Source organism: Pseudomonas sp. EL_65y_Pfl1_R83, from assembly GCF_963970695.1.
GTDB lineage: Bacteria > Pseudomonadota > Gammaproteobacteria > Pseudomonadales > Pseudomonadaceae > Aquipseudomonas > Aquipseudomonas tritici.
In genome coordinates, this window is record NZ_CAXAQI010000007.1 from 1 (window position 1) to 17,524 (window position 17,524).

Genomic DNA, 17,524 nt, shown 5'->3' on the forward strand with positions numbered 1-17,524 from the left:
AGAAAGAAGCCGTGATCGGCAGATGCGCGCCTTGGAACGCAAGGCACGCAAACTGGGATTGCAGCTGGTTAAAGCGGCTTAAATTTTAAGAGCAAAAACAATGAGTTAATTTTTGTTTGATAAGAGCTGGCTTGCCTGCGATAGGGCCGGCCCAGTCAACCCAGGACTTGGCGCTTAGGCAAATACGCCGGCAAATAAAGCCCCACATACGCATCAAACACCCGCATCCCTTCCTCCGCCATGCGCGGCGTGATCAGCCCATGCTGATGCACCGAGCGCGCATACACGCGGTCGCTCAGTTCCAACGCCAACGCAAACACATCAACATCGCTGGGCAACGTCGGCACTTCAAAGTGACGGTTGAACACGGCAAGCATCAGGTCGCCCAATTCCAGGTCATGCTGACGGTCGGCCTGGGTCACTTCGGTGAGCCCGTGCTGCGCCAGGATCAACTGTCGCGCGGCGGCGTCATGATCATAGATGGTGAGCATGCGCTGTTCGACGATGCAGGACAGGTCGCGCCAGTGCTTGAGTGAATCGTGCTCAATGGGCGCCTGGATGGCTGCCCGAAAAGCGGCGTGCACGTCAGCGGTCAACGCTTCCAGCAATGCCGGCACGCTGGCGAAGAAGTGATAGACCGACGAAGGGGGAATCTGCGCGCGTTCGGCCACGTTGTAGATCGACAAACCGGCCACGCCTTCAGCGGCCAGCAAGGTGCGGGCGGCGTCGAGGATCGCATCTATCCGGGCCTGGCTACGGGCGCGGGGTTTGCGAGGGGCGGCGGGGCGGGTGGTCATGGAAGTCTCCTACAAGGCAGCAGGCATTGTATGAGCAGGAACCGGTGTTGTCTGCCTGGCCGCCTTCGCGAGCAAGCCCGCACACACAGTTGATTGCATTCCAAACCTGGAACTCGGTCAAATGTGGGAGCGGCGGTGCGACGATTCGACTTGCTCGCGAAGAGGCCAACTCGGTCTCCCGGAATAAACCCATAAAAAAACGCCGCAACCCCCTAAGGCCTGCGGCGTTTTTTATTGCAGCAACCGTTTAAACGGTATGCAGGTACCAGTTGTACTCAAGGTCGGAGATGGAGTGTTCGAACTCCTCCAGCTCACTTTCCTTACAGGCGACGAAGATATCGATGTATTTAGGATCGATGTACTTGGCCATCACCTCGCTGTCATCCAACTCGCGCAGAGCATCACGCAGGTTGTTCGGCAGGCTTTGCTCGTTCTGCTCGTAGCTGTTGCCTTCCACTGGTGCATTCGGCTCGATCTTGTTGGTCAGGCCGTGGTGCACGCCTGCCAAAACAGAAGCCATCAGCAGGTAAGGGTTGGCATCGGCGCCAGCCACGCGGTGTTCGATCCGCACGGAATCGGCTGCGCCGGTCGGTACGCGGATCGCCACGGTGCGGTTATCCAGGCCCCAGCACGGCGAGTTCGGCACGTAGAACTGTGCGCCGAAACGTCGGTAGGAGTTGACGTTAGGGCATAGGAACGCCATTTGAGCGGGTAGGGTCTCCAGCACACCGCCGATCGCGTGACGCAATGCGGCGTTCTGCTCGGGATCCTCGCTGGCAAAGATGTTCTTGCCGTCTTTATCCAGGATCGAAATATGTACGTGCAAACCGTTGCCTGCCTGGCCTGGGTAAGGCTTGGCCATGAAGGTGGTGTCCATCTCATGGTCGTAGGCGATGTTCTTGATCAGGCGCTTGAGCAATACGGCGTAGTCACACGCTTTGATCGGGTCGGCGACGTGGTGCAGGTTCACTTCGAACTGCGCCGGGGCACTTTCCTTGACGATGGCGTCGGCCGGGATGCCTTGCTCTTTGGCACCTTCCAGGATGTCCTGGAGGCAGTCGACGTATTCGTCTAGGTCGTCGATCAGGTAGACCTGTGTCGAATGCGGGCGTTTACCGGAGATTGGCGAGCGGGGCGGTTGTGGGCGGCCGTTCACGTTTTCCTGGTCGATCAGGTAGAACTCAAGCTCGAAGGCAGCGCAGATGGTCAGACCGAGGTCGTCAAATTTGCTGACAACTTGCCGGAGCACTTCGCGCGGATCGGCGAAGAACGGCTCACCTTCCAGTTCGTGCATGGTCATCAGCAGTTGCGCGGTAGGGCGCTTTTGCCACGGCTCATTGCACAGGGTGTCGGGGATTGGATAACAGATTCGGTCAGCATCACCGATGTCCAGGCCCAGGCCGGTGCTTTCCACCGTAGAGCCATTGATATCCAGAGCAAATAAAGAGGCAGGCAGGTTAATGCCATTCTCGTAAACCTTGTGGAGGCTGGTGCGTTCGATGCGCTTGCCGCGCACCACACCATTCATATCCGCAATTAGAAGGTCTACGTACAGAACCTCAGGATGATCCTTAAGGAACGCGTTCGCTTCATTAAGCTGAACGGCACGCGGGGGTACCGACATGATGCAACACCTTTGTTGTTAAAAATATCAATCATTGATCTTTTCTGGTTTCAGTCAACCCGAACGGCATGCCGAAGTCAAGCGAGGCCTTTTTTGCCCTAAAAAAGCGCCCTGAGGGCTTTTTTGAGGCTTTTTGGGGCGGCTTTTTGGGTTTGAAAGGCTTGGGACTCGCAGGCTTGAGCGGGCCGTGTTGTATTTTTTACGGGGGAGTTGTGTAAAAAAATGAACAAGGCTAAGCTCGATTCAAACCCATAACAGCAATAATACCGGGGTGCTTCATGTTTCGCCTGCCTCCACTTGGCGTCTCTGCCTGCTTCAGACAGGCTTTGTCATCATTCAATTCTTCCTCTGTAAACACCCGCAGCCCGGTCAATATTCTTGACGCCTCGGCTGACCTCGTCTTTGCCCACTCGCTTTCCTCTTGCCTGCTTCTGAGCGGCTCCCGCGCAGGGTGCTGCTCATGATTCTGCACGAGTTTGGCCTGAGGAATGCAACGCTGCAGCAAATGGCAGGTAAGCTCCTACCCTGAATGAAAAAACGACGCGGATGCTGCGTCAAACAACGCCTGGCCTTTAACGGATGCCAGGAAACCCAGCCCAGAGGCATTTATGAGTAACAACCTCGACCAGCTCACCGATTGGTTGAAAGACCACAAGATCACAGAAGTCGAATGCATGATTGGCGACCTTACGGGTATCACCCGTGGCAAGATCTCGCCAACCAACAAGTTCATCGCTGAAAAAGGCATGCGCCTGCCCGAGAGCGTTCTGTTGCAGACCGTGACTGGCGACTATGTCGAAGACGACATCTATTACGAATTGCTCGACCCGGCCGACATCGACATGATCTGCCGCCCCGACCAGAACGCGGTATTCCTGGTGCCCTGGGCCATCGAGCCCACCGCCCAGGTGATCCACGACACCTACGACAAGCAAGGCAACCCGATCGAGCTGTCGCCGCGCAACGTGCTCAAGAAAGTCCTCAAGCTTTACTCCGACAAAGGTTGGCAGCCCATCGTGGCACCGGAGATGGAGTTTTACCTGACCAAACGTTGCGAGGACCCGGACTTTCCGCTGCAACCGCCGATTGGCCGTTCCGGTCGCCCGGAGACCGGTCGGCAATCCTTCTCTATAGAAGCCGCCAACGAATTCGACCCTTTGTTCGAAGACGTCTACGACTGGTGCGAGCTGCAGGAACTGGACCTCGACACGCTGATTCATGAAGACGGCACGGCGCAGATGGAAATCAACTTCCGTCACGGCGATGCCCTGTCTCTGGCCGACCAGATCCTGGTGTTCAAGCGCACCATGCGTGAGGCCGCACTCAAGCACAACGTGGCCGCCACCTTTATGGCCAAGCCGATGACCGGCGAGCCTGGCAGTGCGATGCACTTGCACCAGAGCATCATCGACCTCGCCACCGGCAAGAACGTCTTCTCCAATGAAGACGGGAGCATGAGCCAGCTGTTCCTCAACCACATTGGCGGTCTGCAGAAATTCATTCCTGAATTGCTGCCGCTGTTTGCCCCCAACGTGAACTCGTTCCGTCGCTTCCTGCCCGATACGTCGGCGCCGGTGAACGTGGAGTGGGGCGAAGAAAACCGCACGGTCGGCCTGCGCGTACCGGATGCCGGCCCGCAGAGCCGTCGTGTGGAAAACCGCCTGCCGGGCGCCGACGCCAACCCTTACCTGGCGATTGCCGCCAGCCTGCTGTGTGGCTACATCGGCATGGTCGAAGGCCATGAGCCGAGCGCGCCGGTGGTGGGGCGTGGTTACGAACGACGCAACCTGCGCCTGCCGTTGACCATCGAGGACGCCCTTGAGCGCATGGAAAACAGCAAGACCATCGAGAAATACCTGGGTCAGAAATTCATCACAGGCTACGTCGCGGTCAAGCGGGCCGAGCATGAAAACTTCAAGCGCGTGATCAGTTCGTGGGAGCGGGAATTCCTGCTCTTTGCCGTCTGATGCGCCGGGCGCGTCCTGGAAAAGGCGCGCCCTCACCTGAAAAGTCTAGGAGAGTGGTATGTCCAGCAACAACCCGCAAACCCGTGAATGGCAAGCTTTGAGCAGTGACCACCACCTGGCGCCGTTCAGCGACTTCAAGCAATTGAAAGAGAAAGGCCCACGGATCATCACCAAAGCCCACGGTGTTTACCTGTGGGACAGCGAAGGCAACAAGATCCTCGACGGCATGGCCGGCCTGTGGTGCGTGGCGATCGGTTACGGTCGCGATGAACTGGCTGACGCCGCCGCCAAGCAGATGAAAGAACTGCCGTACTACAACCTGTTCTTCCAGACCGCTCACCCACCGGTGCTGGAGCTGGCCAAGGCCATTTCCGACATCGCGCCTGCCGGCATGAACCATGTGTTCTTTACCGGTTCCGGTTCCGAAGGCAACGACACCATGTTGCGCATGGTCCGCCACTACTGGGCGATCAAAGGCCAGCCAAACAAGAAAACCATCATCAGCCGCAAGAATGGCTACCACGGCTCTACCGTAGCCGGCGCCAGCCTGGGCGGCATGACGTATATGCATGAACAGGGCGACTTGCCGATCCCGGGCATCACCCACATTGCCCAGCCGTACTGGTTTGGCGAAGGCGGCGACATGAGCCCGGAAGAATTCGGCGTGTGGGCGGCCAATCAGTTGGAAGAGAAGATCCTTGAGCTGGGCGTGGACAACGTCGGTGCCTTTATTGCCGAGCCGATCCAGGGTGCCGGTGGCGTGATCGTACCGCCCGCCAGCTACTGGCCGCGCATCAAGGAAATCCTCGCCAAGTACGACATTCTGTTTGTGGCCGACGAAGTGATCTGCGGTTTCGGCCGTACCGGCGAGTGGTTCGGCAGCGATTTCTACGACCTCAAGCCGCACATGATGACCATCGCCAAGGGCCTGACCTCGGGTTACATCCCCATGGGTGGCCTGATCGTGCGCGATGACGTGGTGGAAGTACTCAACGAAGGCGGTGATTTCAACCACGGCTTCACTTACTCCGGTCACCCGGTCGCCGCTGCGGTGGCGCTGGAAAACATCCGCATCATGCGCGATGAGAAAATCGTCAGTCGCGTTCATGACGAAACGGCACCGTATTTGCAGAAACGTCTGAGGGAGCTTGCTGATCATCCGCTGGTGGGTGAAGTGCGCGGCGTGGGCATGCTCGGTGCGATTGAGCTGGTGCAGGACAAGGCCACGCGCAAACGTTACGAAGGCAAGGGCGCAGGCATGATCTGCCGCACGTTCTGCTTCGAGAATGGCCTGATCATGCGCGCCGTGGGCGACACCATGATCATTTCGCCGCCGCTGGTGATCAGTAAGGCCGAAATTGACGAGCTGGTGACCAAGGCTCGCCACTGCCTGGACCTGACTTTGGCGGCATTGCAGGGCTAAGTGCTAGGCTCAGTGCGCGGCGGCTTTCGAGCGTTGCGCATCGAGCCGTTATAAATGAGGCTTTGGTTGAAAGCCGGCCTCAGAACTTGCCAGACTGTCGCCCTGTTTTGTTGCCCTGTTAGACGGGCCGCAGAACCCTGTAAGAACGTGGCCTAAAAAAGAAAAATTGGAGCATCACCAAATGAAGGCATTAGGTTTGAAGAACGCTGGCAAGACCCTCCTCGCCTTGTCCCTGATGGGCGCAATTGCGGGCGCTGCCCAGGCAGACGATAAAGTGCTGCACGTCTACAACTGGTCCGACTACATTGCACCGGACACCATCGCCAACTTTGAAAAAGAGTCGGGCATCAAAGTGGTGTACGACGTTTTTGACAGCAACGAAACCCTGGAAGCCAAGTTGCTGGCAGGCAAGTCCGGCTACGACATCGTCGTACCGTCGAACAACTTCCTCGCCAAGCAGATCAAGGCCGGTGTGTATCAGGAGCTGGACAAGTCCAAGCTGTCCAACTACGACAACCTGAACAAATCCCTGCTCAAGGCCGTGTCGGTCAGCGACCCGGGCAACAAGCACGCCTTCCCGTACATGTGGGGCTCGATCGGCATCGGCTACAACCCGGAGAAGGTCAAGGCCGCGCTGGGCGTGGACAAGATCGAGTCGTGGGACGTGCTGTTCAAGCCTGAGAACATCGCCAAGCTGAAAAGCTGCGGCGTGAGCTTCCTTGATTCGCCAACCGAAATGTTGCCGATCGCGCTGCACTACTTGGGCCTGCCGACTGACAGCCAGAAGAAAGACGACCTCAAGCAAGCCGAGGCGCTATTCCTGAAGATCCGTCCTTCGATCGGCTATTTCCACTCGTCCAAGTACATCTCGGACCTGGCCAACGGCAACATCTGCGTCGCCGTGGGTTACTCGGGTGACATCCAGCAGGCCAAGTCCCGCGCGGCTGAAGCCGGTGGCAAGGTGAAAGTGGCCTACGACATTCCTAAAGAAGGTGCCGGCAGCTTCTTCGACATGATCGCCATCCCTAAAGATGCCGAAAACGTCGACTCGGCCTACACGTTCATGAACTACCTGCTGAAGCCGGAAGTGATGGCTTCGATCACCAACAGCGTACGTTTCCCGAACGGTAACGAGAAGGCGACCGCACTGGTCGACAAGGACATCACAAGCGATCCAGGCATTTACCCGTCAGCAGAGGTGCAGGCCAAGCTCTACGCCATTGCGGACTTGCCGGCGGCAACCCAGCGTGAAATGACACGCAGCTGGACCAAGATCAAGTCCGGTAGATAAGGCGGTAAATCTGTAGGCGCGAGTTTGTGTGGGGGCGAGCAAGTCGGCTCCCACCCAAACCGCCTCCTACAAATTAAATGACAGAAAGTTTTGCCGGATCGGTTTATCGAAGGTAAGTTGCGCGCCGGTTTTGTTGCCGGGCAACAACTTTAAGGCCCAACTATTCAAGAGGACCTCCACTTGCCAATTTCTTTATTTCGCAAAGCCTTGCTGGTGGGTGCAGGTATCACGCTGGCTGTCAGCGTGCAGGCCGCCCCGACTGTGAATATTTATAACTGGTCGGACTACATCGGCGACGACACCCTGGCCAACTTTGAAAAGGCCAGCGGCATCAAGCCCGTGTACGACGTGTTCGATTCCAATGAAACCCTGGAAGGCAAGCTGCTGGCCGGGCGTACCGGCTACGACGTGGTGGTGCCGTCCAACCACTTTCTCGGCAAGCAGATCAAGGCCGGGGCGTTCCAGAAGCTCGACAAGTCATTGCTGACGAACTACGCCAACCTTGACCCAGTGCTGCTCAAACGTCTGGAAAAAAACGACCCGGGCAATCAGTACGCCGTGCCGTACCTGTGGGGCACCAACGGCATCGGTTACAACGTCGATAAAGTGAAGGAAGTGCTGGGTGTCGACAAGATCGATTCCTGGGCCGTGCTGTTCGAGCCGGAGAACATGAAGAAGCTGGCCACGTGCGGTGTGTCGTTCATGGACTCGGCGGATGAAATGCTGCCCGCGGTGCTCAACTACATGGGCCTGGACCCCAACAGCACAAACCCGGCCGACTACAAGAAAGCCGAGGAAAAACTGCTGAAAGTGCGTCCTTACGTGACCTACTTCCATTCGTCTAAATACATCTCCGACCTGGCCAACGGCAACATCTGCGTGGCCGCAGGTTTTTCCGGTGATGTGTTCCAGGCCAAGGCCCGCGCGGCCGAGGCGGGCAAGGGCGTGAACATCGCCTACGCGATTCCGAAAGAAGGCGGCAACCTGTGGTTTGACGTACTGGCGATCCCCAAGGATGCCGCCAACGTCAAGGAAGCCCACGCCTTCATCAACTATTTGCTGCAGCCTGAGGTGATCGCTCAGGTCAGTGATCACGTCGGTTACGCCAACCCTAACCCTGGGGCGGACAAGCTGATGGAGCAATCGATACGCACCGACGAAGCGGTTTACCCACCGCAGGCGGTTCTCGATCGGACATTTGTCAATTTCGAGCTACCCCCGAAAGTGCAACGTTTGATGACCCGTAGCTGGACCAAGGTCAAGACGGGCAAGTAAGGCTCAGACTATCCAAGGTTCGCCCACATCGGGTGAGCTGCAAATTTTGTTGGGAGTTTCGTAAATGGCAGTTGCCTCCGGCGCCTATAAGAAAGCCCTCGAGGGCGACCAGACACCGAAAAAGGTGCTGGTCAAAATCGACCGGGTCACGAAGAAGTTCGACGAGACGATTGCCGTGGACGATGTGTCCCTGGAAATCAAGAAAGGCGAAATCTTCGCCTTGCTCGGCGGTTCGGGTTCGGGCAAGTCCACCTTGCTGCGCATGCTCGCAGGTTTCGAGCGCCCGACTGAAGGGCGTATCTACCTCGATGGTGTGGACATCACCGACATGCCGCCCTACGAGCGGCCGATCAATATGATGTTCCAGTCCTACGCCTTGTTCCCACACATGACGGTGGCGCAGAACATTGCGTTCGGCCTGCAACAGGACAAGATTCCCAAGGCTGAAGTCGACGCCCGCGTGGCCGAGATGCTCAAGCTGGTGCAGATGAGCCAGTACGCCAAACGCAAGCCGCACCAGTTGTCTGGTGGCCAGCGCCAGCGTGTGGCCCTGGCGCGGTCCCTGGCCAAGCGCCCGAAACTGCTGCTGCTCGATGAGCCCATGGGCGCCCTCGACAAAAAGCTGCGTTCGCAGATGCAGTTGGAGTTGGTGGAGATCATTGAACGCGTGGGCGTAACCTGCGTGATGGTGACTCACGACCAGGAAGAGGCCATGACCATGGCCGAGCGCATCGCGATCATGCACCTGGGTTGGATCGCCCAGATTGGCAGCCCGATCGACATCTACGAAACGCCAACCAGCCGCCTGGTGTGCGAGTTCATCGGCAACGTCAACATCTTCGACACCCAAGTGGTGGATGACGCCGAAGGCCACGCGGTGCTCAAGTGCCCGGACCTGGACCGCGACATCTACGTGGGCTACGGCATCGCCACCGCTGTTGAAGACAAGTCGGTGACCTACGCCATCCGCCCGGAAAAACTGCTGGTCACCACCGAAATGCCAACTTGCGAGCACAACTGGTCCAGCGGCAAGGTGCACGACATTGCTTACCTGGGCGGCCACTCGGTGTTCTACGTGGAGCTGCCGAGCGGCAAGCTGGTGCAGTCTTTTGTCGCCAACGCCGAGCGCCGTGGGCAGCGTCCGACCTGGGGTGACCAGGTCTACGTCTGGTGGGAAGACGACAGCGGCGTGGTACTTCGCTCATGAATATGAAGAAGTTCAAGCGGCGCTTGGATCGCATAATCCCCAGTGGCAAGCAGGTGGTCATCGGGATTCCTTTCCTCTGGCTGTTCCTGTTTTTCGCACTGCCGTTTTTCATCGTATTGAAAATCAGCTTTGCCGAAGCCGATGTGGCGATCCCGCCGTACACCGAGATCTACACCTACGTTGAGCAGAAGCTGCAACTGGTGCTGAACCTGGCGAACTACGGTTTGCTGGCGGGCGATGAGCTGTATATCGCCGCGTACTTGGGCTCGCTCAAGATGGCGTTTTTCAGCACGCTGCTGTGCCTGCTGATCGGCTATCCGATGGCTTATGCCATTGCTACCGCGCGCAAAGAGATGCAGACCGTGCTGGTGCTGCTGATCATGATGCCGACCTGGACCGCGATCCTGATCCGCGTGTATGCGTGGATGGGCATTCTCAGCAACAACGGTCTGCTCAATAGCTTCTTGATGTCCATGGGGTTTATCAACGAACCGCTGCAGATCCTTAACACCAACATCGCGGTGTACATCGGCGTGGTCTATTCGTACCTGCCGTTCATGATCCTGCCGCTGTATGCCAACCTGGTGAAACATGACCAGAGCCTGCTGGAAGCCGCATCGGACTTGGGTTCGAGCACCTTCAACAGCTTCTGGAAAATCACCGTGCCGCTGTCCAAGAACGGCATCATCGCCGGCTGCATGCTCGTATTCATCCCGGTGGTGGGCGAGTTTGTGATCCCGGAACTGCTGGGCGGCCCGGAAACCCTGATGATCGGTAAAGTGTTGTGGCAAGAGTTCTTCAACAACCGTGACTGGCCGGTGGCGTCTGCCCTGGCGGTGGTGATGCTGGCGATCCTGATTGTGCCGATCATCCTGTTCAACCGCAGCCAAGCCAAAGAGTTGGAGGGCAAGATATGAAGCGCTTCAGTTTCTCGAGTTTCATGCTGGTAGTGGGGTTGTTGTTTATCTACCTGCCGATGCTGATCTTGGTGATCTACTCGTTCAACGAATCCAAGCTGGTGACGGTGTGGGGCGGTTGGTCGATCAAGTGGTACGTGGGCCTGCTCGACAACACGCAGTTGATGGGGTCGGTGGCGCGTTCCCTGGAAATCGCCTGCTACACGGCGCTGGCTGCGGTGGCGCTGGGCACGTTGGCAGCGTTTGTGCTGACGCGCATCAGCCAATTCAAGGGCCGCACGCTGTTCGGCGGCCTGGTGACCGCGCCGTTGGTGATGCCGGAAGTGATCACCGGTCTGTCGCTGTTGCTGCTGTTCGTGGCGATGGCGCAGATGATCGGTTGGCCGCAAGAGCGTGGCGTTGTCACCATCTGGATCGCCCACACCACTTTCTGCGCAGCCTATGTGGCGGTGGTGGTGTCAGCGCGCTTGCGTGAGTTGGACCTGTCGATCGAAGAAGCGGCGATGGATTTGGGTGCGCGGCCGTGGAAGGTGTTCTTCCTGATCACCATCCCGATGATTGCACCGTCGCTCGCAGCGGGCGGCATGATGTCGTTCGCGCTGTCGCTGGATGACTTGGTACTGGCCAGCTTTGTGTCGGGGCCGGGTTCGACCACCTTGCCGATGGAAGTGTTCTCGGCGGTGCGCCTTGGGGTTAAGCCCGAGATTAACGCCGTGGCGAGCTTGATCCTGTTGGCGGTGTCGTTGGTGACCTTCCTGGTGTGGTTCTTCAGCCGCCGTGCCGAAGAACACCGCAAGAAGGCTATCCAGCAAGCGATTGAAGAAGCGGCGGCGGATGGCTGGAAACAGCCGGACAAGCGCCGGGCGCCTGCACCGGTCTAACTGACGGAGCGCGGTAAAAATGTGGGAGCTGGCCTGTGGCCAGCTCCCACATTGATCGGGTTTACAGGCCGCTATCTCGCAGGCAGTAATTTAAGAATGCCGCGCGTATTCGCCGTCACTTCCTCATCGCTGAAATGCGCCTGCTCATACCCGCCTTCGATGTAGGTTTCTGCCTGGTCGCCATAGTGCTTGTCGAACGGCACCCCGCTTTGCCCCACCGGGTTGATGGTCAGTGCGTGAGCCGCATCGGCGAAATCGATCAGGCGGCGGGTGGAAGGCCCGTAGGTCACTGGCCACGGTGCCGGGCCGATAGGGGCCGACTGGTTGTTGGGCACTTCGTGGGTACCCGGCGCCGGGAACGGGCCGACATTCACGATCAGGTCCAATGGCTTCTGCGAGCCCAGCGGGTGGCCGTGGGTCAGGGTATGGGCCTTGCCCCACTGCCATTGGCTTGGGTCATCGCCGAAAGTGGCCTTGAGGTGCACGAGGCTGTTGTCCCAGGCGAGCTTGACGGTGTCGGCGCGCTTGCCATCCCACCACGGCGAATCCTGCGCGGCGGCCAGGCGTGGCAGTGCGGCGTCGATCACGCGGGTGCTGAGCAGGGTCTTGAACATGCCATCGCCGAGTTTCGGGTGGAAAGCGGCGTCGGCCAGGTTGAACAGGAGCTGGTTGAACAGCGTGGCGCTGGTAGAGTCCAGCGGGTAATCACCTTTCCAGGTGGCCAGTTGCTCCACCAATTTCAACTGCGCCGGGTCCTTGACCACCTCACGCAGCACCGGCAACAGCGGCGCCAGCAGGCGTGGGCCGAAAGCGGTGGTGGTGCCCAGTTGCAAGGCTTGGCTGTTGTCGACATCCCACTTCACGCTCTTGTCGCTCAACTGCGCGTTCAACTGCTGCCCACGGTCGGCCAGGTTGTAATAACCGGGAATCTCCATGCCGGTCGGCGAGACAGGTTGCGCGTTGGCCGACACCACGTAGCCACGCGCCGGGTTTTCTTCCTGGGGGTTGGCGCTGAAGGGGTAGAAGCCCAGCTTGTCGGCCTGGGCGCTGCCGCCGTCAAGGATAAAGCCGGCATTGGTACCGGCTGGACGAATTGGCAATTGCGCCGCCGCCCACCAGCCGATATCACCCTTGGCATTCGCCCACACAATATTCAGCCCCGGCGCAGACACCTTCGACGCCGCCGCGCGCGCCTTGGCCAGGGTGTCGGCGCGGTTGAGCTGGTAGAAACCTTCGAGGATCGGGTTCTGGGTGTCGAGGAACGCCCACCACATGGCAATCGGCGTCTTGCCGGCACTCTCGCCGAGCACGTCATTGATGATCGGGCCGTGGGGTGATTGGCGCAGGGTCAGCGTGACGGGCGCCTGGCCTTTCACCGCAATCTGTTGCTCGGTGCTGGTCATGTCGACCCACTGGTCGTGGTACCAGACCTGATTGGCATTTTCCGGGTTGACCTTCTCGGCGATGAGGTCGAGGTCATCGTTCTGGAACATGGTCAGGCTCCAACCGAAATCCAGGTTGTGCCCCAGGAACGCCACCGGCACCAGTGCGTTGTGATAGCCATACAACTCAAAACCCGGCGCCGACAGCTGCGCCTCGTACCACACCGATGGCACCGAGAAGCGAATATGTGGGTCACCCGCCAGCAACGGTTTGCCGCTCTGGGTGCGGTTGCCGCTGATAGCCCAGGCGTTGCTGCCTTCGAACTGCGGCAAGCCATTGTCGGCCAAGGCCTGTTCGCTCAGGGCGGCGATGGCGCCGAGGGTTTGCCAATCGCTGGCGGCGAGGTTCAGGGCGCCCTGAGGTTGCCAGTCGAGGTCGAAGACTTTCAGGTAGTCGCTGCCCAGTTGGTCGCGTACGTAAGTCAGCAGAGGCTCGGTACGAAATGCGGCAGCAAAGCTGTAGGCCATATACCCGGCGACGCTGATGCTGTCCTCGGCGGTGAACGGCCGCTTGGGAATGCCCAGCACGTCGAACTCCATCGGGCGGGCGTGGCTGTCCTGATATTGGTTGATCCCGTCCAGGTAGGCTTGCAGGGCCTTCCAGTGCGCCGACTCATGATCCAACTGCGCCACATAAGTGGCGGCGCGGTCACGAATGCGCAGGCTGCGGAACAGCTTATCGGTCTCCAGCAGCTTGGGCCCAAGCACCTCGGCCAGCTCGCCACGGGCCAGGCGCCGCATGATCTCCATCTGGAACAAGCGGTCCTGGGCGTGGACGTAGCCCAGGGCGCGATACAGGTCGGTTTCGTTCTCGGCACGAATATGTGGCACGCCGCGGTCGTCGTAGCGCACGGTGACCGAGCCTTGCAGGTTGGCCAGCTCAACCGTGCCCTGGCGGGTCGGCTGCTTGCTGTACACGTACCAGCCGGCGCCGAGCGCCACCAGCACTACAAGAACCGCGAGAGTCCGCAAGACGCGCTTCATGAACATTCCTTACCAAGAGAGGGGTGGCGAGTTACGAGCCTTTTAGCCAGGAACAATAGCAGCCCACCGCCAGGGTGTGCGTGGCATTCACCTCGCGCCCCGCTCCAAGGGCCTTCAAGATCGGTTCAATAAAACTGTTGCCGGAATTGCACGTCAGGCCTTCACTGTAGGGCCCGAAATACGCGAGCTTGCCGCTGCGATCCCAAATGCCCACCGCCGGGCTGGCTGGCACTTGGTCGGCGCCGGGCAGGGCGGTGAGGGTTTTCATTGTGCGCAGGTTGTCGGGCAGTTGGCCGTGGCTCCCAGGTTTTTGCAGCGCATAGAACTCGACCCCTTGGGGTGCGTAGTGCTCGATCAGTTCGCCCAGGTGTTGTTGGTTGCCGACATTGCACGGGCAGGCTGGGTCCCAGAAGTGCACCAGGCGAATCGGGCCTGGGCCGGCGAGCTCGGCCGGCAGCTTCAATGGGTCGCCGGAAAACACCGCCGTGTGTTCGCTGAAGGCGCGCAGGTAGCGGCCCTGGAACCAGTCATATGCGGCCCACAGCACGCCGGTGCAGATAACCAGGATAAGGCTGGCGAACAGGGCGGTGCGGTAGGGCTGTCGCATTCAGATGTATCCTCAGAGGTCGCGTAGCTTGCCATGCTTGTCCTGACAGATGAATATCGCAGCTCGATATTCATCTCTGCCGTAAGTCTGGAACCCTTTATGCCTGTCACCTTTGACCCCGATCATCTGCGCGAAAGCTTGCGGCCCCTGGGGGATGCGCAACCGCTTTCAGCCGAGGCGCGGGTCTACCAGCGTTTCTACGGGCTGGATCTGGCCGCGCGCAAAGTACCGGCGGTCAGCCGCCTGGGGCGTTTCGAGGTAGAAGGGTTTCAGGTAGTCGCGCAGGTGTGGTGGCCGCCTAAGCCTGTGGCGACGATGTTCATGTTCCACGGCTTTTACGACCATATGGGGTTGTATCGCCACGTGGTGGACTGGGCGTTGGACCAGGGGTTTGTGGTGATCGCCTGCGATTTGCCGGGCCATGGGTTATCCAGTGGCGAGCGCGCCAGTATCGATGATTTTGCGGTGTACCAGCAGGTGGTGCAGGCACTGTTCGCCGAGGCCCAGGCGCTACAACTGCCGCAGCCCTGGCACCTGTTCGGGCAAAGCACCGGCGGGGCGGTGGTGGTGGATCACCTGCTCAACCATGGCGCCGATAGCCCGGCCCAGGGCAAGACCTTCCTGCTGTCGCCGCTGGTGCGGCCGCGTGCCTGGGGGTGGTCGCAGGTCAGCTATTACCTGCTGAGGCCTTTCGTCAAAGGCATTGCGCGGCGCTTCAGCGAGAACACCCACGATCCCGAGTTCAAGCCGTTCCTCGAGGCTGACCCGCTACAGCCGCGGCAACTGCCTACCGCCTGGGTAGGTGCATTGGCGCGCTGGATTAAACGCATCGAGGCCGCACCGCGCAGTTCGCGGCGCCCGGTGATTGTGCAGGGCGAGGAAGATATGACCGTGGACTGGCAGCACAACTTGCAGGTGCTGCGCGGCAAGTTCGACAGGCCTGAGGTGTTGATGCTGGCGCGGGGCAGGCATCATCTGGCGAATGAGATTCCGGAGATTCGTGAGGCGTACTTCAAATACCTGACGGATAACCTGAAGTAACACGATGCAAATATGGGTGCTGGCAAGCCCGCTCCCATATTTTACTGGGTCAGACTTGAGGTGCTTTGGCCGACTGCCAGCCCTGCGCGAATCGCAGCCAATGCCGCCTGGTAATACGCCTTACCCTCCGACGACTCCGCAAACGTAGCGAATTCTTCCAACTCCGGGTCAGACAAATCTCGATAAACGTACAGCAGCGTGTTGTTCAAATCCTTGTCGATCTGCTGCATCAACCGCTCACGCTGGCCATTCAACATGCCCAGCGCCTGGCCGCCGCCCAACAGGCCGGGGATCATCTGGCTCAGGCTGTCGGCCGCCACGCCGGCAATCGCCAGGCTGACTTCCGCACCGGCCTCACGGGCTGGCAAGGCCTGGGCCAGGTGGCCAATGATCAGGCTGCGTGTGGCGTCGGCTTGGATTTTTGGCAGGCCCTGAGCGTTTTTCGCCAGTTGGTCGCGACGCGTCGCCAGCAACTCGGCGGCGACAATCTTGCGGCCCAAGGGCGATTGAAAAAACGCCAGGGCAGGCTTCGGGTCCGCCAGGTTCTTGCGCAATTGCACCTCGGCACGCTGGTCCATGGCCTGGGCGGCAAAGCGTTTATTGCTGTTGTCCACCAGCGCCTGGTACACCGCTGGCGGCAGGCTGTTGCGGTAGCGTTGCTGGGCCGCACTGAGGGCGTCATTGAAATGCGCACGTTGTTCGGCCCAGCCGGCGACCTTGTACAACTGGTCATGGCCGTCTGCCCAGGCGGGCAAAACGCAGAACATCAGCAAGGAAAAAAACAAACGACGCATATGGACTCCTGTCGGTCGGCCACTATTGTCCGTGTCGGGCGTAGGATTTGTCGAGAAGTCCTATCGGTCACCTGACTAAAGTGTATTCAGACGCTCGGCGGCTCTGTCGGATTCACAGGCGTATGGATACTATGCGCGCCATGCAAATACCCCTCGATCACCCGCTGTTGCAACGCATTGTCGACGACCTGGCCGAAAAAGGCTGGTCCCGACAAGACGGCTTCCTGCTCCAGGCTCTGACCCTGGAACTGGCGGCTGAGTGCCGTAAACGTGCGGCCGAAGGTGAATTGGCCCCGGCGGCGGTCGGGCGCGGACCGGCCCAGGAGATTCGCGAAGGTATTCGCGGTGACCATATCCAGTGGCTGGAAGAGGGCGATGCAGCTGTCTGCGACACCTATATGGAATTGATGGACAGCCTGCGCCTGGCAATGAACCGTGGCCTGTTTCTCGGTCTCGAAGACTTCGAAAGCCACTTCGCGATGTACCCGCCGGGCGCGTTTTACCTCAAGCACCTGGACCGGTTCCGTGACGACGATAGGCGCATGGTCTCGGCCGTGATCTACTTGAACGACGCCTGGCTGCCCGAGCATGGTGGCCAGTTGCGCATGTACCTCAAGGACGGCGTCGAATACGATGTGGTGCCCACCGGTGGCAGCCTGGTGGTGTTCCTGTCGGGCGAGGTGCCCCACGAAGTCATGCCCGCTACGCGCGAACGCCTGTCCCTCACCGGCTGGTTTCGCCGGCGTGGCAACGAGCCGTTTTGAGCATGGAAAAGATTCTGATCAGCCGTTGTCTGCTTGGGCACAAGGTGCGCTACGACGGCGCGGCCAGCGGGCCGTTTGACCAACTGGCCGCGTGGCAAGCCGAAGGGCGAGTGGTTGCGATCTGCCCGGAAGTGTCCGGTGGATTGCCAACGCCGCGTCCACCCGCCGAAATCTCGGGCGGGCAGGGTGTAGAGGTGTGGGAAGGCCGCGCCCAGGTGCTGACTGCCGAGGGCGAAGACTTCAGCGCTGCCTTTCTCGATGGCGCCAGCCAGGCCTTGGCGCTGGTGCAGCGCCATAACATCCGCATCGCCGTGCTCAAGGCGAATAGCCCGTCTTGTGGAAACTTGCTGACATACGACGGTACCTTCAGCGGCGTGAAGGTGAGCGGCGAAGGCGTGACGGCGGCGCTGCTCAAACAGCATGGCGTGCAGGTGTTCAGTGAGTTGGAGTTGCCTGAGGCGCTAGTAGCGCTGGCGCAGTTATCGAAACCTGTGTAACTCCCACATTGAC

Annotated in this window: 15 protein-coding genes; 10 read left to right on the forward strand and 5 right to left on the reverse strand. The window is 59.4% G+C overall.

The window, feature by feature from the left end:
* Positions 1 to 155: 155 nt before the first annotated feature.
* Together AACY08_RS11925 and AACY08_RS11930 are read right to left on the reverse strand one after the other, a co-directional pair.
* Positions 156 to 797, reverse strand: a complete 642-nt coding sequence (locus AACY08_RS11925) for a TetR/AcrR family transcriptional regulator (protein ID WP_339469596.1) — start codon at positions 795 to 797, stop codon at positions 156 to 158.
* A 247-nt stretch (positions 798 to 1,044) separates the two neighbouring features.
* Entirely contained in the window at positions 1,045 to 2,421 is a 1,377-nt protein-coding gene (locus AACY08_RS11930; protein ID WP_339469597.1) for a glutamine synthetase family protein, read from the reverse strand.
* A gap of 608 nt (positions 2,422 to 3,029) precedes the next feature.
* Between AACY08_RS11930 and AACY08_RS11935 the strand changes: the two genes are divergently transcribed.
* The 7 genes from AACY08_RS11935 to AACY08_RS11965 all read left to right on the forward strand — a co-directional run bounded on the left by AACY08_RS11935 (position 3,030) and on the right by AACY08_RS11965 (position 11,382).
* On the forward strand, positions 3,030 to 4,388 hold the full coding sequence (locus tag AACY08_RS11935) for a glutamine synthetase family protein (RefSeq protein ID WP_339469599.1): 1,359 nt from the start codon (positions 3,030 to 3,032) through the stop codon (positions 4,386 to 4,388).
* A 58-nt stretch (positions 4,389 to 4,446) separates the two neighbouring features.
* Positions 4,447 to 5,811, forward strand: coding sequence for an aspartate aminotransferase family protein (locus AACY08_RS11940; protein ID WP_065880216.1), 1,365 nt, complete (start codon positions 4,447 to 4,449; stop codon positions 5,809 to 5,811).
* A 196-nt stretch (positions 5,812 to 6,007) separates the two neighbouring features.
* Positions 6,008 to 7,102, forward strand: coding sequence for a polyamine ABC transporter substrate-binding protein (locus AACY08_RS11945; RefSeq protein ID WP_339469829.1), 1,095 nt, complete (start codon positions 6,008 to 6,010; stop codon positions 7,100 to 7,102).
* Between the two features lie 180 nt (positions 7,103 to 7,282).
* Positions 7,283 to 8,377: a polyamine ABC transporter substrate-binding protein gene (locus tag AACY08_RS11950; RefSeq protein WP_339469601.1), complete on the forward strand. Its 1,095-nt coding sequence runs from the start codon at positions 7,283 to 7,285 to the stop codon at positions 8,375 to 8,377.
* 64 nt (positions 8,378 to 8,441) lie between these two features.
* Positions 8,442 to 9,584 (forward strand): ABC transporter ATP-binding protein, encoded by a 1,143-nt coding sequence (locus tag AACY08_RS11955; RefSeq protein ID WP_003176776.1) that lies wholly within the window; start codon positions 8,442 to 8,444, stop codon positions 9,582 to 9,584.
* Entirely contained in the window at positions 9,581 to 10,501 is a 921-nt protein-coding gene (locus AACY08_RS11960; protein WP_445262027.1) for an ABC transporter permease subunit, read from the forward strand. The genes AACY08_RS11955 and AACY08_RS11960 overlap by 4 nt, the downstream gene beginning before the upstream one ends.
* Positions 10,498 to 11,382 (forward strand): ABC transporter permease subunit, encoded by an 885-nt coding sequence (locus AACY08_RS11965; protein ID WP_339415202.1) that lies wholly within the window; start codon positions 10,498 to 10,500, stop codon positions 11,380 to 11,382. The genes AACY08_RS11960 and AACY08_RS11965 overlap by 4 nt, the downstream gene beginning before the upstream one ends.
* Positions 11,383 to 11,453: 71 nt before the next feature.
* Here AACY08_RS11965 and AACY08_RS11970 read toward each other — a convergent pair whose 3' ends face one another.
* On the reverse strand, positions 11,454 to 13,808 hold the full coding sequence (locus tag AACY08_RS11970; RefSeq protein WP_339469603.1) for a penicillin acylase family protein: 2,355 nt from the start codon (positions 13,806 to 13,808) through the stop codon (positions 11,454 to 11,456).
* 31 nt (positions 13,809 to 13,839) lie between these two features.
* Entirely contained in the window at positions 13,840 to 14,415 is a 576-nt protein-coding gene (locus AACY08_RS11975; RefSeq protein ID WP_339469605.1) for a DUF6436 domain-containing protein, read from the reverse strand.
* A 99-nt stretch (positions 14,416 to 14,514) separates the two neighbouring features.
* On the opposite strand from AACY08_RS11975, the gene AACY08_RS11980 reads away from it, so the two are divergent.
* Positions 14,515 to 15,456 (forward strand): alpha/beta hydrolase, encoded by a 942-nt coding sequence (locus AACY08_RS11980; RefSeq protein WP_339415205.1) that lies wholly within the window; start codon positions 14,515 to 14,517, stop codon positions 15,454 to 15,456.
* Positions 15,457 to 15,497: 41 nt separating this feature from the next.
* On the opposite strand, the gene AACY08_RS11985 is transcribed toward AACY08_RS11980, so the two are convergent.
* Positions 15,498 to 16,250, reverse strand: coding sequence for a DUF2059 domain-containing protein (locus AACY08_RS11985; protein WP_339469607.1), 753 nt, complete (start codon positions 16,248 to 16,250; stop codon positions 15,498 to 15,500).
* A 131-nt stretch (positions 16,251 to 16,381) separates the two neighbouring features.
* Between AACY08_RS11985 and AACY08_RS11990 the strand changes: the two genes are divergently transcribed.
* Both AACY08_RS11990 and AACY08_RS11995 read left to right on the forward strand, forming a co-directional pair.
* Entirely contained in the window at positions 16,382 to 17,014 is a 633-nt protein-coding gene (locus AACY08_RS11990) for a 2OG-Fe(II) oxygenase (RefSeq protein ID WP_339415454.1), read from the forward strand.
* Between the two features lie 2 nt (positions 17,015 to 17,016).
* Positions 17,017 to 17,511 (forward strand): DUF523 domain-containing protein, encoded by a 495-nt coding sequence (locus AACY08_RS11995; protein WP_339427630.1) that lies wholly within the window; start codon positions 17,017 to 17,019, stop codon positions 17,509 to 17,511.
* Positions 17,512 to 17,524 lie beyond the last annotated feature (13 nt).